Here is a 16239-nt window from a genome sequence, read left to right on the forward strand (position 1 = left end):
TCACTCCTCCCGCAGGTCGGCAGTGCTGGCCGAGGTCGCACCGACCGAATCGGCGACCGCGGTGAGAAGATCGGCTCCGAGCGCCTGGTCAACGGTGAGGGTCATCAGCGTCTCCCCACCGGCCTCCCGACGGGCCACCTGCATCGCGGCGATATTGACGCCGGCCTCGCCGAGCAGGGTGCCGACCGCGCCGACAACACCGGGCCGATCGGCGTAGCGGAGAAAGGCCAAGATGCCCTCCGCCCCGATCTCCACGTCGAAGCCATCCACCTCGGTCAGCTTGTTGACGTCCCGGGCGCCGGTGACGCTGGTACCGGAGACGCTCACCGTCCGGCCGTCCGGTAGGGCGCCACGGATGGTGACCAGCAGCGCGTCGTCGGCCGTCTCGGGCCTGGTGACCAGCGACACCTCGACCCCCCGCTCAGCCGCCAGATGCGGGGCGTTGACGTAGGTGACCTGCTCCTCCACCACCGAGCTGAACAGCCCCTTGGTCGCGGCGAGCTTGAGCACCGAAACATCGTTGCTGACCACCTCGCCGCGCACGTCAACAGTCACGCTCGCGGCGATCCCACCGGCCACCGCGGTGAAGGCCCGGCCAAGCTTCTCGGCCAGCGGCAGCAGCGGCCGGACGTCCTCGGCGACCACGCCACCGGTCTGCACGTTTACCGCGTCCGGCACGAACTCACCCTGCAACGCCAGCTTCACGCTGCGGGCCACGGCGAGGCCCGCCTTGTCCTGCGCCTCGTGCGTGGAGGCACCCAGGTGCGGGGTCGCCACCACGTTGTCGAAGGCGAACAGTGGTGATGAAGTGCAAGGCTCCTTGGCGTACACGTCAACGCCGGCCCCGGCGACCCGCCCCTCGGCGATGGCATCCGCGAGGGCCTGCTCGTCCACGAGGCCACCCCGGGCGGCATTGACGATCCGCACCCCGGGCTTGACGATCGCCAGCTCCTTCTCCCCGATCAGACCCACCGTCTCCGACGTCTTCGGCAGGTGGATGGAGATGAAGTCGCTCTGACGCAGCAGCTCCTCCAGACCGACGAGGCGGACGCCGAGCTGCGCCGCCCGCGCCGGCTGGATGTAGGGGTCGTAGGCGATCAGCCGAGTGCCGAAGGCCGCGATCCGCTGCGCGAAGAGGACACCAATGCGCCCGAGGCCAACCACCCCGACGGTCTTGCCCTGCACCTCCACCCCGGTGTACTTCGACCGCTTCCACTCCCCCACCTTCAGCGCCGCGCTGGCGCTGGCGGTGTTCCGCGCGACCGCGAGCAGGAGGGCAACCGCCTGCTCGGCCGCGGAGACGATGTTGGAGGTGGGGGCGTTGACGACCATGACGCCGCGAGTGGTGGCCGCCGGCACCTCGACGTTGTCCAGGCCGACACCCGCTCGGGCGACCACCTTGAGCCGTGGTGCCGCGGCGATCGCCTCGGCGTCGATTCGGGTCGCACTGCGGACGATGACAGCGTCAGCCTCGGAGAGCGCCGAGAGTAGGGCCGGACGGTCGGTGCCATCCACGTGTCGGACGTCGAAGTCGTGGGCGAGCACCTCGATGGCGGCGGGGGCGAGTTCTTCGGCGATCAGTACGACAGGATTCATTGGTCCTCTAAGTGTCGTCTATAGCGGTCGGCCGGGCGGCGGAGGCAGCACTGCACTCCGCCGGCAGTCCGGCCATGGCCGTCAGGTGCCGGCTGCGGACACCTAACAGGGATCGTAGGCGGCCACTCGGGGCCGGCGCTTCGGCGGTCAGGGTGAGTGCCCTCACAGCGACCGCCCGTACCGGCTGGCCGCGCGCCTGCTCGTCGGTGCCGGAGCGCAGCCAGACGCCCGTGGCCCAACGCCGGGGAGGGAGAGCGTCAGGCCACGGGCGTCTGCGGTGCCGGGAAGCCCTCGCACCAGGGCGCCCGGGAGCTGCTGGATCAGGCGGTCTCGGTGATCGGCCGGTCGACCCAGCTCATCATGGCGCGCAGCTTGCCGCCGGTCTCCTCGATCGGATGCGCCGCGCCCTCCGCCCGCCACTTGGCGAAGTTGGGGCGACCGGCCTCGTCCTCGGCAACCCACTCCCGGGCGAACTCACCAGACTGAATCTCGCCCAGGATCGCGCGCATCCGCTCCTTGACCTGGGAGTCGATGACGCGGGGGCCACGGGAGAGGTCGCCGTACTCGGCCGTGTCCGAGATGCTGTACCGCATCCGGGCGATGCCGCCCTCATACATGAGGTCAACGATGAGCTTCAGCTCGTGCAGGCACTCGAAGTAGGCCACCTCGGGGGCGTAGCCGGCCTCGGTAAGCACCTCGAAGCCGGTCTGCACCAGCGCCGCCGCACCGCCGCAGAGCACCGCCTGCTCGCCGAAGAGGTCAGTCTCGGTCTCCTCGGTGAAGGTGGTCTTGATCGCGCCGGCCCGAGTGCCACCGATGGCCTTGGCGTACGCCAGGGCCAGGCCGAACGCGCTGCCGCTGGCGTCCTGCTCGACGGCGACCAGGCAAGGCACGCCCTTGCCATCGACATACTGCCGGCGGACCAGGTGGCCGGGGCCCTTCGGGGCGATCATCGCGACGTCCACATCGGCCGGCGGCGTGATCAGCCCGTACCGGATGTTGAACCCGTGCCCGAACAAGAGCGCCTTGCCGGCGGTGAGGTGCGGCGCGATCGAATCGGTGTAAAGGGCACGCTGGGCCGTGTCCGGCGCGAGGATCATGATGATGTCCGCCTCGGCCGCCGCCTCGGCCGGGGTCTGCACCCGTAGTCCCTGGTCCTCGGCCTTCGGCCGGCTCTTCGACCCGGCGGGCAGACCGATCACCACCGAAACGCCGGAGTCGCGCAGCGACAGCGCGTGGGCGTGGCCCTGGCTGCCGTACCCGATCACAGCGACCGTGCGACCCTGAATCAGACCCAGGTCGGCGTCGTCGTCGTAAAACACCTCAACGCTCATGGACTTCCCTTTCATATGGCCGCGCCCGGCGGCCGATCGGAGATCTGGTGGGGTAGGGATCAGGCGGCCCGGAGCGCCGGGCTGGCGGTAATGGAGCGGGACCCACGGCCGATGGCGACCGTGCCGGACTGCACCATCTCCTTGATGCCGAAGACCTCAAGGTCCCGGAGCAGGGCGGCCAGCTTGTCCGGCGTGCCGGTCGCTTCGACGGTCAGCGTGTCCGGGGCGACGTCAACGACCCGGGCTCGGAACAGGTTCACCGTCTCCAGCACCTGACCCCGGGCGCTGCGGTCCGCGCGGACCTTCACCAGCAGCAGTTCCCGGGCCACCGACACCTGGGGATCCAGCTCAACAATCTTGATGACGTTCACCAACTTGTTGAGCTGCTTGGTGACCTGCTCCAGCGGAGAGGACTCGGCGTTGACCACGATGGTGATCCGGGAGACGTCCGGGTTCTCGGTCTCCCCGACAGCCAGGCTGCCAATGTTGAAGCCGCGCCGGGAGAAGAGCCCGGACACCCGGGCCAGGACCCCGGGCTTGTTCTCCACGAGCACGGAGAGCGTGTGCATGGTCACAGTGGTGCCTTCCTCGTCTGATTCTCCCGACCCCGACGGCGCCCGGTGTGGTTGGCCATAACTACGCCTCGTCCTCGTCGAAGACCGGCCGGACACCGCGGGCAAACATGATCTCGTCATTGCTGGTGCCGGCGGCGACCATCGGCCACACCATCGCGTCCTTGCCGACCACGAAGTCGATGACCACCGGGGCGTCGTTGATAGACATCGCGGCCTCGATCGTCCGGTCAACGTCCTTCGCTGTCTCACAGCGCAGCCCAACACAGCCGAGCGCCTCGGCGAGCTTGACGAAATCCGGAATCCGATGCTTGTGGGTACCGAGTTCCGTGTTGGAGTACCGCTCGCCGTAGAAGAGGGTCTGCCACTGCCGCACCATGCCGAGATTGCCGTTGTTGATCACAGCGATCTTGACCGGGATGCCCTCCAGCGCACAAGTCGCCAGCTCCTGGCTGGTCATTTGGAAGCAGCCGTCGCCGTCGATCCCCCAAACCACCGTCTCCGGCCGGCCCACCTTGGCACCCATCGCCGCCGGCACCGCGTACCCCATAGTGCCGAGGCCGCCGGAGTTCAACCAGGTACGTGGCTTCTCGTACGAGATGAACTGGGAAGCCCACATCTGGTGCTGACCCACGCCCGCCACGTACACCGCCTCCGGGCCGACGATCTTGCCGAGCCGGCTGAGCACGTACTGCGGGGAGAGCGTGCCGTCGGCCGGCTCGTCATAGCCCAGTGGGTAACGCTTGCGCAGGTCCTGCAGCTGGGACCACCAGTCGTCGAGGTCGGGCCGGTGACCGGCCGACTGCTCGATGGTGACCGCACCGACCAGTTCGTCGATGACATGCCGGGCATCTCCCACGATCGGCACGTCCGCGTGCCGGTTCTTACCGATCTCGGCCGGGTCGATGTCGGCGTGCACCACGGACGCGTCGGGAGCGAAAGAGTCCAACCGGCCGGTCACCCGGTCGTCGAACCTCGCCCCCAGCGCGATGATCAGATCCGCCTTCTGCAGACCGTAGACCGCTGCGACCGTCCCATGCATGCCGGTCATGCCCAGGTGCTGCGGGTGTGAGTCGGGGAACGCCCCGCGCGCCATCAGGGTGGTGACCACCGGAATCCCGGTCAGCTCGGCGAGCCGACGCAGCCCGTCGGTCGCGCCGGCCTTGAGCACCCCGCCGCCGACGTAGAGCACCGGCCGGCGGGCGATGGCCATCAACCGGGCCGCCTCCCGGATCTGCTTTCCGTGCGGGTGCAGCGTCGGCCGGTAGCCGGGGAGGTCGAGCGTCGGCGGCCAGGCGAAGACGGTTGACGCCTGAAGGACGTCCTTGGGGATGTCCACCAGAACGGGGCCGGGCCGACCGGTCGCGGCGAGGTGGAACGCCTCGGCGAGCACCCGGGGCAGCTCTTCGGCGCTCTGGACCAGGAAATTGTGCTTGGTGATCGGCAGCGTGATGCCCTGGATATCCGCCTCTTGGAAGGCGTCCGTCCCGATCGACGGCCGGGCGACCTGGCCGGTGATCGCCACCAGTGGCACCGAATCCATGTTCGCGTCGGCGATCGGCGTCACCAGGTTGGTCGCACCGGGCCCGGAGGTGGCGATGCAGACGCCGACCCGCCCGGTCGCCTGCGCGTACCCGGTGGCCGCGTGTCCGGCGCCCTGCTCGTGCCGGACCAGGATGTGCCGGACCGTGGAGTCGTACAACGGGTCGTACGCCGGCAGGATCGACCCGCCGGGAATGCCGAAGATGACCTCGACGCCGAGCGCTTCGAGGGAGCGCACGAGGGAGCCGGCACCGGAGACCTGGGCGGGGGCGGGGAAAGGGGTGCGTACCGCCGGGACGGTCGGGGTGGCCGTCGGGCGGGGCCGGTCAACGTCGCGGGGCGGCTCGGCGGCCGGGCGGGCCCGCCGGGCGGAATTGGCGAGGGTCTCGGGTGTGGGTCTCGTCATGGCGGTTCAGGCCTTCGGCTGGAGGGTGCGGTGGGTTCTGCGGTGGAACGCCGGCGGATCTGACGGCAACAAAAAAGCCCGCGTGCGGGATGCACGGGGCCAGCGCACTCTCAGTGGGAGAGTGCGCTCAGGTAAGTACTCGCAGCGACCGGTACGACGACATGGGAACCAGCATGACGGATCTCAAGCAATGAGTCAACTAGTCCCACATTTTGGTTAACGGATCTGCCGAAAAGTTCCCGCCCGAGACAGTCGGCGCTACCGACCCGATCCGACCCGGTCTGACTCCAACCCGGTCCGACTCCGACCCGGTCCCGATCCAACCCGGTTCGACCTGGGCTACTCCGACACCGGCGGCCCGGGCACGGGCAGGGTCGGCAGCCGCCGGGGCGGCGGCGGACCGGAGGCCAGCACAGGCGGGACCGACATGGTGACCGGCGGGGAGTTCGACGAGGTGGCGGCCTCCAACATCGCCTCCAGGTGCTCGGCCGGCACCCCCCAGCCGAGGAGGGCACCCTGACCGAAGTGACAGCCCGCGGCGACCACTTCGGCCAACTCGGTTGGAGTCGTAACACCCTCGGCAATAACCCCAAGGCCCAACTGATGCCCCAAGCGCATGACAATGTCGACCATCGGGGCGAACGCCGGACCGTCGGCGTCCACCGGACGAACCGGCTCGTGCTCAGCGACGAGACTGTGATCAATCTTGAGAATGTCGAGCGGAAGCCGACGAAGCTGGCCGAGGGAGGAGTAGCCGGCGCCGAAATCGTCCAACGCGACCCGAACCCCGATCCGGCGCAGCGCGGTCAACCGTCGGATCAGCTCGTCCAGGTCGGTGGCGACGGCATGCTCGGTGACCTCCAGCACCAGGCGCTGCGGCGGAACCCGATGTACGCGCAGCGCGTCGGCGACCTGACCAACGTAGGCCGGGGCATGCAGTTCTCGAGGCGAGACGTTGACCGATACCCATACATCGTGCCCGTCGGCGAGCCAACGGGAGAGCTGGTGACAGGCCTGGTCCAGCACCCACGCCCCCAGCTTGGCGATCATGCCGCACTCCTCGGCGAGTGGGATGAACTCATCCGGGCGGACCGCGCCCAGCTCCGGATGGCGCCACCGGAGCAGGGCCTCGGCGCCGACCGGGCGCACCGACGGCAGCGACGCCACCGGTTGGAACACCAGCCGCAGCTCGTCGCGCTCAATCGCCCCCCGCAGCTCGTGCTCCAGCGTGGCCCGCCGGCTCAGCAACTGGTCGTAGGCGACGTCGTACCGCTCGATCCGGTTCTTGCCGCACTGCTTGGCGTAGCGCAGGGCCAGGTCGGCGTGGCGCAGCAGCAGCTCGACATCGGGCTGACGGGCCCAACCAGCGATGCCGATGCTCGCCGAGAGAAAGACTGGCCCCTCGGGCAGTTCGTACGCGGCTCCCAACGCCCCAAGGAGTCGGTCCCCCACCTGGTCGACGGTGGCGGGCGAGCCGGGCAACAGGACAGCGAACTCGTCCCCGCCGAGCCGGGCCGCCAGATCGCAGGAGCTCACGGAGTGGCGGAGCCGCCGGCCAACCTCAGCCAGGACAGCGTCCCCGGCGTCGTGACCGCGCACATCGTTGACGTTCTTGAAGCCATCGAGGTCGAGCAGGAACAGGACGCACGGGTCGCCCCGCTCCGCGCAGCGGTGCAGGGCCCGCAGCAGTCCCCGCCGGTTCGCCAGGCCGGTCAGGGCATCGGTGTGTGCCAACTCCCGGAAGTGCGCCTCCCCCTCGACCAGCCGGCGCGCGTACCGGCGGACGTCGTGCAGGGTCAGGGACTGCCGGGCAACCAGGACGAAGCCCTCGACACTGATGGCGGCCACGCCGCACGGGTCGAAGCGGCCATCCTGGAGGAAGTGGTACGCCGCCGCGCCCGCCATCACCAGGATCGGCAGGACGGCGTGCTCACCCTCACGCCGGGTTGGATCGATGTCCGACTTACAGGGGCGGTCGAACCCATGAAGCACCAACGCGACGGTCAGCAGGCCGCCGACGGCCACTGTCGCTCCGCTGAGTGCCAACCCCGTCTGCGCCTGGAGTAGCCCGGTGGCGACACCGAGCCCACCGACGGTCGTCGCGGCGGAACCGGCGCCGAGCGCGGCGAGCCGGCGCCGCGGCGACGAGACCCGGAACACCACGACGATGGCCAGGCCCACGATCAGCGCCGCGCTAACAGTGGCGAGCAGGATCGGCGCACCGCCCGTCGGGGCGGATCCGAGCAGGCGGGTCGGCTCGGTGAGGAGCACCCAACCCACGAACCAGAGCGCGGTGGCGATGATCAGCCCGTCCAGCGAAAGTCGGGTGGCTACCCCGACGGTGGGGGCCATGCCGGGTAGGCGGAGCAGCCCGGCCCCGAAGAGCAGCCCGCTGGTCGCGGTGGCCAGGGAGACCACCTCGGCCCAGCCGACCGAAGGGACCGGCTCTGGCTGCCGGGCAGCGGTCAGCAGCACCACCACGCCGGCCACGACGGCCACCAGACCGATGACGGCGGCCACGGCGACGAGGAGGAACGCTGCGGGCCGACGCGCCGACACCCGGCGGGCACCGCCCACCGCCGGGATGGCGGCCGGCCGGCGGGTGAGCCCGCTCCGCACCGCGCTGCGAAACCGACCCGGGGGTAACAACACAGCCCAACTCTGCCGGATGAACGCCCGGAGTGGGGGGCCGGGTGTGCATCTGTTGGGACACGTCCTGCGCGGGCTCCGGTCGCCCCGACGACGGTGCCAAACTGGTACGCATGCCTGAGCTGCGGTCGAGGACCTCCACCCACGGTCGGACGATGGCCGGTGCCCGAGCCCTGTGGCGCGCCACCGGAATGACCGACGACGACTTCGGCAAGCCGATCGTCGCCATCGCCAACAGCTTCACCCAGTTCGTTCCGGGGCATGTCCACCTCAAGGACCTCGGTGGCCTGGTGGCCGAAGCGGTAGCCGAGTCCGGCGGGGTCGGCCGGGAGTTCAACACCATCGCCGTGGACGACGGCATCGCGATGGGCCACGGCGGCATGCTCTACTCGCTGCCCAGCCGGGAGCTGATCGCCGACGCCGTTGAGTACATGGTCAACGCTCACTGCGCCGACGCCCTGGTCTGCATCTCCAACTGCGACAAAATCACCCCTGGGATGCTGCTGGCCGCGCTGCGGCTGAACATCCCGACTGTCTTCGTCTCCGGTGGCCCGATGGAGGCTGGCAAGACCGTCGCGATCGAGGGGGTCGTGCACTCGAAGATCGACCTGATTGACGCGATGATCGCTGCGTCCAACGAGGCGGTCACCGACGACCAGCTCGGCGAGATCGAACGCTCGGCCTGCCCCACCTGCGGCTCCTGCTCCGGCATGTTCACCGCCAACTCGATGAACTGCCTCACCGAGGCGATCGGCCTGGCCCTGCCCGGCAACGGGTCAACGCTGGCGACCCACGCCGCCCGCCGGTCGCTCTTCGTCGAGGCCGGCCGGACCGTCGTCGAGATCGCCAAGCGCTGGTACGACGGGGACGACGCCACGGTGCTGCCCCGCGCGGTCGCCAACCGCGCCGCCTTCGACAACGCGGTCGCCCTCGACGTGGCGATGGGCGGTTCGACGAACACCATCCTGCACCTGCTCGCCGCCGCCCGCGAGGCCGAGCTGGACTTCGGGGTGGCGGACATCGACGCCATCTCCCGGCGGGTGCCCTGCCTGGCGAAGGTCGCACCGAACTCCCCCCAGTACCACATGGAAGACGTCCACCGGGCCGGCGGCATCCCGGCCATCCTCGGTGAACTGAACCGGGCCGGCCTGCTCCACCAGGAGGTCCACGCGGTGCACTCCCCTTCGCTGGAGCGCTGGCTCGCCGACTGGGACATTCGTGGCGGCACCGCGACGCCGAAGGCGGTCGAGCTGTTCCATGCCGCCCCGGGCGGGGTCCGCACCGTCGAGCCGTTCTCCACCACCAACCGCTGGTCCGCCCTGGACACCGATGCCGTTGGGGGCTGTGTCCGGGACCGGGCCCACGCGTACACCGCGGACGGGGGGCTGGCCATCCTGCACGGCAACCTGGCGCCGGAGGGCTGCGTGGTGAAGACCGCCGGCGTGCCCGAGGAGTGCCTGACCTTCCGCGGCCCGGCCAAGGTCTACGAGTCCCAGGACGACGCGGTCGCCGCCATCCTGGCCAAGGAGGTGGTCGCGGGGGACGTGGTGGTGATCCGCTACGAGGGCCCCCGGGGCGGGCCAGGGATGCAGGAGATGCTCTACCCCACCTCGTTCCTCAAGGGCCGGGGGCTGGGACGGGCCTGCGCGCTGCTCACCGACGGCCGGTTCTCCGGTGGCACCTCCGGGTTGTCGGTCGGCCACGTCTCGCCGGAGGCCGCTGCCGGTGGGCTGATCGCCCTGGTCGAACCGGGCGACGAGATCGTCATCGACATCCCGAACCGGGCCATCGAGTTGGCCGTACCGCCCGAGGTGTTGGATGCCCGCCGGGTCGCGCAAGAGAAGCGAGACCGCCCGTACACGCCGGCGGAGCGGCAGCGCCCCGTCTCCGCGGCGCTGCGCGCGTACGCCGCCATGACCACCTCGGCCAGCGACGGCGCCTACCGCCGCGTCCCCGACTGAACGGACGGCGCCCGGTCGCCGTTGCCGGCCCCGCGGACGCGGAACGCATCCGCGGCCGCCTCCATCGACCGAACCTGGGGGACACGCTACGAGTCCCGGTGTCCAGCGGCACCTCATTAGGTGATGTCTGATTTAGTCATATTCTTCGTGTTCGTGTTCTTCTGAGCTTTGTGTCGGTTTAGCGTGCGGGTGGCTGCTACCGCCTACCCGGTAGCCGAGGACGACACCACCCCGGTCTGCCCCCGGGGCTGGTGCCTCCTCGCCACGCACGGGGGAAGGACACCGACACCGCGATGAACCAGCAGGACCACACCCACGAACCCNAACCGGACCGCCCCGGCGGACACCGGGCGAGGTCACCGCGGCGCTGGTGGGCCGTCGGACTCGCCGGCGTGACCGGCCTCGCCCTCACCGCCGTCGGCGTCGCCGCCACCCCGGCCGCCGACGCCATCGGACGCGCCCTCACCACCGACAACCGCACCGACAAACCCCACCAGCCCGGCAAAGACCGCGACAACCGCAGCGGCGACCAGGGCAAACACGACGACCAGAACAAAGACAACGGCAAGGGCAAAGGCAAGGGCAAGGGCAAGGGCAAGAAGGAGAAGAAGCCGCCGGGCACCCCCGTGCCCTGTGACGCCGACGCGCTCATCGCCGCGATCACCCTGGCCAACGCCCGCGGCGGCGCCACCCTCAACCTCGCCAAAGACTGCACCTACCTCCTCACCGCCGACATCGACGGCGCCGGCCTGCCCGCCATCACCACCCCCATCACCCTCAACGGCGGCAAACACACCACCATCGAACGCGCCGCCGCCGTCGACGAGTTCCGCATCCTCACCGTCAACGTCGGCGGCGACCTCACCCTCAACAAACTGAAGATCACCGGCGGAAGCACCCCGGACGAGGGCGGCGGCATCCTCGTCAACCTCGGCGGCACCCTCACCACCAACCACAGCACCATCACCCGCAACATCGCCGCCACCGCAGGAGGCGGCATCGCCAACTTCGGCACCACGACCGTCAAGCACTCCACCGTCAGCCACAACACCGCCGGCACTTCCGGCGGCGGCATCGGCAATGCCATTGGCCTCCTCACCGTCACCACGTCGCAGGTGAAAGCGAACACCGCTGGCATCGCCGGGGGCATTGCAGGTCTCGGCGCCACTGGCGCGGTGAACGTGACGAAGAGCGTGATCGCCAACAACCACGCAAGCAGTGCGGCCGGAGGCTTGCTGCTCAGCCAGGCTTCCAACACGATCTCCGACACCAAAGTCACCGGAAACACCGCGCTCCAGTACGGCGGACTGCTGGTCAGCGCGCAACTCACCCTGCGAAAGGTCGAGATCACCAAGAACACCTCGTCGGCCGGGGTCGGTGGTGGGCTGGTCATCGACGCCAACGGCATCGTGGTCACCGAGAAGAGCCTCATCAAGGGCAACACCGCCGCCGCAGACTCCGGCGGCGGCATCTACAACACGGGCCAACTGGTGCTGCGCGACAGCAAGGTTGTCGACAACCAGGCCACCCTGGGGGGCGGCATCTACAACGTCGACGGCGTCACCACCCTCTTCAACACCCAGGTGGTGAAGAACCTCGCCACCATCGATGGCGGCGGCATCTTCAACGACAACGGAACGGTGAACCTGAACACCGCCACCGGCACCGTCGTCATCAAGAACCGGCCCAACAACTGCGTCGCGGTTCCCGGCTGCCCGGCCTGACCGGGCACTCTGAGTAGTTGGAAGGGGGTTCGCCCCGCGCCGATGGGCGCGGGGCGAACCCCCTCGACCGTGATTCCGGACCGCCGGAGTCGCCACCTGCGGCGCCCGGCGCCGCCCCGTCCCGACACCGCTTCCGAGCAGATGGGATTATCAGCGGGTGAGCAGCTCCGACACTCTCCGGTTCCGGCACAACCAGGCCCTGCTGGTCGCCGCGGTGGTCGCCTTCCTCGGCGCACTGCCCCTGGCCGCCGCCCGGTGGTACCTGTTGCCGTTGCTCCTCGTGCCGCTCGCCCTCGGTGGGTGGGCCTGGCGGTCCGGCACCGACGCCAACGCCCAGGGGCTGCGCCTACAGGCGCTCGCCGGGCAGTACCGAATCCGCTGGGACCAGATCGTCGAGCTGGGCGCGGGCCCGGACGGCCGAGCGGTCGCCCGGCTCACCGACGGCCGGGCGGTCCCGCTGCCCGCCGTCCGCCACGATGACCTGCCCCGGCTCATCGCGGTCGCCGACCGGCCCCAGCCCGGCATCAACGGCGAAGCGACTCAGTAGCCCTCCACCACCACGTTGGTCGGCGGCTCGCCCGCGGCGAAGCGGCGGATCTGATCACCCACCAGCTGGTACGCCCGCGTAAGCAGGCCCTGCACCGAGCCAGCCACATGCGGGGTGAGCAGCACGTTCGGCATCGCCCACAACGGGTTGTCGGTAGGCAGCGGTTCGGGGTCGGTGACGTCCAGCACCGCCGAGATCCGGCCGGTGCCCAGCTCGGCGACGAGTGCTTCGGTCTGCGCCACCGGCCCCCGCGCCGCGTTGACCAGCAGTGCGCCGTCGCGCATCGCCGCCAGGAACGCCTCGTCAACCAGCCCCCGGGTCTGGTCGGTCAACGGCACCAGCAGCACCACCACATCCGCCTCCGGTAGTAACCGGGGCAGCTCCGCGACGGCGTGCACGCCGGGTCGCGCGGTTCGGGCTACCAGGGTGAGGTCCACCTCGAACGGGGTGAGGCGCGCCTGAAGCGCCGTGCCGATCGAGCCGGCGCCGACGATCAGCACCCGCTTGCCGGCCAGTTCTTCGGTGGGCGCCACCTCGCGGTACGCCCACTCCCGACGGTCCTGCGCCCGAACGAGCGCGGGGAAGGACCGTAGGTACGCCAAGATCGCGGTGACGACCCACTCCGAGGTGGCCTGGTCATGCACTCCTCGCGCATCACAGAGCGTCACGCCCGGTGGCATCCGGCCGACCCACGCGTCCGCGCCGGCGGTCAGGAGTTGCACCACCGCCAAGTCCGGCAGCTCCCGCAACAGGTCGGTGGTCTCCGCCTCGGCCAGGAACGGCGGCACCCAGAACCGGACGTCGGTCACCGGGGACGGAAGCCGGTCCGGCTCTGCCACCTCCACCGTTACACCCGCCGGCAGGTCACCAAGGAGGGATGTGCCGTGCTCATGGGGGATCCACACCTTCACACCCGCCGACGATAGGGCCTCGGCCCGAGCCGCGCCGTTCCGGGGGCAGGCACCGGCCCGCGTCCTCTCGGGCCCGCACCCGCTCCGCGTCCTTTCGGGCCCGCACCCGGCCGGCCCCGTTCCGGGGCCCGCACCCGGTTCACCGGCCGCTACCCTGTTCCGGGTGAGCGCCCGACCCGCACACCCGCGCACCCACCGTTTTCGGGCCGCCCTCGCGGCGTCCTGCGCGGCGCTGCTGGTTGCCACCGGTTGCAGCTTCGGCGAGCCCGCGCCCGACCCGGCCGGTGAACCCCCCACCTTCCCCACGCCGACCAGCACCGACCTGGGGAGCACCGGGCCGGAGGTGGTCGCCACCGTGCTGGCGAAGGGTCTACGCGTCCCGTGGGGCATCGCCTTCCTGCCGGACGGGGGCGCGCTGATAACCGAGCGGGACGCCGGCCGGATTCTCCAGGTCGGGCCCGAGTCCGACCCCGATGGGCTGCGGGTGACCGTGGTCCAGACCCTCGCCGAGGTGACGGCGGGTGGCGAGGGCGGGCTGATGGGGATCGCCGTCTCCCCGGACTACCAGCAGGATCAGACGATCTTCGTCTACTACACCGCCGAACAGGACAATCGGATCGCCCGGCTCACCCTCGGCGAGCCGCCGCGCCCGATCCTGACCGGCATCCCGAAGGCTCGCACCCACAACGGTGGGGGCCTCGCCTTCGGCCCGGACGGGCAGCTCTACGCCAGCACCGGCGACGCCGGCGACCGGGAGCAGGCGCAGGATGGCAACCGACTCGGCGGGAAGATCTTGCGGATCACCACCGACGGCGAGCCGGCACCGGACAACCCCTTCCCCGACTCGCCCGTCTGGTCGCTGGGGCACCGGAACGTGCAGGGCTTCACCTGGGCCGCCGACGGTCGGATGTACGCCGTCGAATTCGGCCAAAACACCTGGGACGAGATCAACGAGATCAAGCGGGGCGGCAACTACGGGTGGCCGGAGGTCGAGGGCCGCTCCGACGACAGCCGATACGTCAACCCGATCGTCTGGTGGCCGCCGGCGGAGGCCTCCTGTTCCGGACTGGCCCGGACCGAGCGTCTCCTCGCCACGGCCTGCCTGCGCGGACAGCGGCTCTGGCTGGTCGAGTTGACCGACACCGGAACGCTCGGCCAGCCGCGCGACCTGCTCACCAACCAGTACGGGCGGTTGCGGGCAGTAGCCGCGGCACCGGACGGCTCACTCTGGGTGGGCACCTCGAACCACGACAGGCGCGGAGCTCCGATGGCGGACGACGATCGTCTCCTGCGCCTGGTGTTCGCTGACGGCGAAGCCGGACGAAGCTGACCACGAGGTGTGATAGGGCCGACAGCGCGCGACACCCGGCCCAGATTTTCCCGAGCCGTTCGACCAGGCGAGTCAGAATTTCAGCATGGACGGTCAGGAGAACGAGCAGCAGGACAGCCGAGGCGGCCAGCCGCCGGAGACGGGCTGGAGTCGGCGGTTCCGGCTGCGGCACCGGTCGACCGACGGCCATGCGACCCGCTGGCGGGCGCTGCGAGCCGTCGGGATAACCCTGGCCGTACTCGCGGTAACCCTGGCCGGGGTGTTGATCGGCACACTGGCCGGAGGCCGGGTCAGCACCGAGGTCGGGCCGTTTCAGGCAGACCTGACGGTGACCCCGACGCTGCACGGCGGCACCACCATCGACATACCGCCGCTCGGCGCGCTCCTGCTCGACAGCCACGACGGCCCAACCCAACTGACCGTGCAGTTCGGCGCCCTCGACCAGGACCGCACCGAGGCGCTGCTGCACGACCCGGAGAGCCTCAACCGGGCGAGCCAGACCGTCGTGGATGACGTCCGCGAGGGCATTCTGCGCCTCGGTGTCCGTACCGTCGCCGCCACGGTGCTGGTCACCCTGCTGCTGGCTTTCCTGGTGTTCCGCGACACCCGCCGCACCGCTTGGGCGGGTGCGCTCGCGCTCGTGATCACCACCGGCAGCCTGGGCACCGCGGCGGCTACCCTCCGACCGCAGGCGATCGAAGAGCCCCGCTACGAGGGGCTCCTGGTCAACGCGCCGGCGCTCGTCGGCGACGCCCGCCGGATCGCCAACGACTACACCCGCTACGCCGAACAACTCCAGCGCCTGGTCGGCAACGTCAGCCAGCTCTACTCCACCGTCTCGGAGCTGCCGGTGTTCGAGCCGCAGCCCGGCACCACGCGGGTGTTGCACATCTCCGATCTGCACCTGAACCCAGCTGCCTGGCCGGTCATCCAAACCGTGGTGAATCAGTTCGGCATCGACGTCGTGGTCGACACCGGCGACATCACCGACTGGGGCAGCGAGCCGGAGGCGAACTACGTCGCCTCGATCGGACTCCTCCGCACGCCCTACGTCTACATCCGCGGCAACCACGACTCGGGGGGTACGACGGCGGCGGTGGCCCAGCAGCGCAACGCCATCGTGTTGGACAACACGACCACCGTCGTCGCCGGGCTGACCATCGCCGGCATCGGGGACCCGCGCTTCACGCCCGACAAGAGCACCTCACCGGCGGGCAGTGGCCTGACCGGGGAGACCGCCGACCAGCTCATCGACTCCGGCGACCAGCTGGCAGCCACCGCCCGTAGCGCACCCCGGCCGGTGGACCTGGCGCTGGTGCACGATCCCGCGTCGGCGGGACCACTCTCCGGTGCCACCCCGCTGGTACTCGCCGGGCACACCCACAACCGTGAGGTGTACCGGCTGCCCCAGCAGCCGGACCAGACCCCCACCCTGCTGATGGTGCAGGGTTCGACCGGCGGCGCCGGGCTGCGCGGGTTGGAGGGCGAAGAACCCACCCCACTGTCGATGACCGTCCTCTACTTCGACGAGGAGAAGCTGCTCCAGGCGTACGACGACATCACCGTCGGCGGCACCGGCCAGGCCCAGGTGAACCTCGAACGACACCTCGTGGAGGACCCGAAGGCTGGAGCACCGGCCCCGGTAACCCCCACCCCGACCCGCTGAA

At 70.2% G+C, this 16239-nt stretch carries 11 protein-coding genes; 5 read left to right on the forward strand and 6 right to left on the reverse strand.

Annotated elements, in window-relative coordinates:
• The 5 genes from serA to B116_RS0100570 all read right to left on the reverse strand — a co-directional run bounded on the left by serA (position 1) and on the right by B116_RS0100570 (position 8102).
• The gene (gene serA / locus B116_RS0100550; RefSeq protein WP_027658886.1) at positions 1-1596 is read right to left on the reverse strand and encodes a phosphoglycerate dehydrogenase; all 1596 of its coding nucleotides are present in this window, start codon (positions 1594-1596) and stop codon (positions 1-3) included.
• Between the two features lie 320 nt (positions 1597-1916).
• Complete coding sequence (gene ilvC / locus B116_RS0100555; RefSeq protein ID WP_018722201.1) at positions 1917-2930, reverse strand: ketol-acid reductoisomerase; 1014 nt, start codon at positions 2928-2930, stop codon at positions 1917-1919.
• Between the two features lie 59 nt (positions 2931-2989).
• Entirely contained in the window at positions 2990-3505 is a 516-nt protein-coding gene (ilvN, locus tag B116_RS0100560; protein WP_027658887.1) for an acetolactate synthase small subunit, read from the reverse strand.
• Between the two features lie 61 nt (positions 3506-3566).
• Positions 3567-5450, reverse strand: a complete 1884-nt coding sequence (locus B116_RS0100565; RefSeq protein WP_027658888.1) for an acetolactate synthase large subunit — start codon at positions 5448-5450, stop codon at positions 3567-3569.
• 339 nt (positions 5451-5789) lie between these two features.
• Entirely contained in the window at positions 5790-8102 is a 2313-nt protein-coding gene (locus B116_RS0100570; protein ID WP_027658889.1) for a putative bifunctional diguanylate cyclase/phosphodiesterase, read from the reverse strand.
• A gap of 110 nt (positions 8103-8212) precedes the next feature.
• Here B116_RS0100570 and ilvD point away from each other — a divergent pair, with 110 nt between their 5' ends.
• From ilvD to B116_RS0100585, 3 genes are all read left to right on the forward strand, one after another.
• Positions 8213-10060, forward strand: a complete 1848-nt coding sequence (gene ilvD / locus B116_RS0100575) for a dihydroxy-acid dehydratase (RefSeq protein ID WP_026321716.1) — start codon at positions 8213-8215, stop codon at positions 10058-10060.
• A 293-nt stretch (positions 10061-10353) separates the two neighbouring features.
• A complete protein-coding gene (locus B116_RS0100580) occupies positions 10354-11784 on the forward strand; it encodes a hypothetical protein (RefSeq protein WP_027658890.1) in 1431 nt (476 codons plus the stop codon).
• 157 nt (positions 11785-11941) lie between these two features.
• The gene (locus B116_RS0100585; protein WP_027658891.1) at positions 11942-12331 is read left to right on the forward strand and encodes a PH domain-containing protein; all 390 of its coding nucleotides are present in this window, start codon (positions 11942-11944) and stop codon (positions 12329-12331) included.
• On the opposite strand, the gene B116_RS0100590 is transcribed toward B116_RS0100585, so the two are convergent.
• Positions 12325-13242 (reverse strand): 2-hydroxyacid dehydrogenase, encoded by a 918-nt coding sequence (locus B116_RS0100590; protein WP_027658892.1) that lies wholly within the window; start codon positions 13240-13242, stop codon positions 12325-12327. The genes B116_RS0100585 and B116_RS0100590 overlap by 7 nt on opposite strands.
• Positions 13243-13405: 163 nt before the next feature.
• Between B116_RS0100590 and B116_RS0100595 the strand changes: the two genes are divergently transcribed.
• Both B116_RS0100595 and B116_RS0100600 read left to right on the forward strand, forming a co-directional pair.
• Positions 13406-14572, forward strand: a complete 1167-nt coding sequence (locus tag B116_RS0100595) for a PQQ-dependent sugar dehydrogenase (protein ID WP_027658893.1) — start codon at positions 13406-13408, stop codon at positions 14570-14572.
• A gap of 85 nt (positions 14573-14657) precedes the next feature.
• A complete protein-coding gene (locus B116_RS0100600) occupies positions 14658-16238 on the forward strand; it encodes a metallophosphoesterase (RefSeq protein ID WP_027658894.1) in 1581 nt (526 codons plus the stop codon).
• Position 16239: the final 1 nt, after the last annotated feature.

Source organism: Salinispora fenicalii, from assembly GCF_000514815.1.
In the GTDB taxonomy this organism is placed as follows: Bacteria; Actinomycetota; Actinomycetes; order Mycobacteriales; family Micromonosporaceae; genus Micromonospora; species Micromonospora fenicalii.

What these genes read in the sequence shown, in the direction of transcription:
- serA (WP_027658886.1), bottom strand. Translation starts at nt 1,596, where the DNA reads ATGAATCCTGTCGTACTGATCGCCGAAGAACTCGCCCCCGCCGCCATC.
- ilvC (WP_018722201.1), bottom strand. Translation starts at nt 2,930, where the DNA reads ATGAGCGTTGAGGTGTTTTACGACGACGACGCCGACCTGGGTCTGATT.
- B116_RS0100565 (WP_027658888.1), bottom strand. Translation starts at nt 5,450, where the DNA reads ATGACGAGACCCACACCCGAGACCCTCGCCAATTCCGCCCGGCGGGCC.
- ilvD (WP_026321716.1), top strand. Translation starts at nt 8,213, where the DNA reads ATGCCTGAGCTGCGGTCGAGGACCTCCACCCACGGTCGGACGATGGCC.
- B116_RS0100600 (WP_027658894.1), top strand. Translation starts at nt 14,658, where the DNA reads ATGGACGGTCAGGAGAACGAGCAGCAGGACAGCCGAGGCGGCCAGCCG.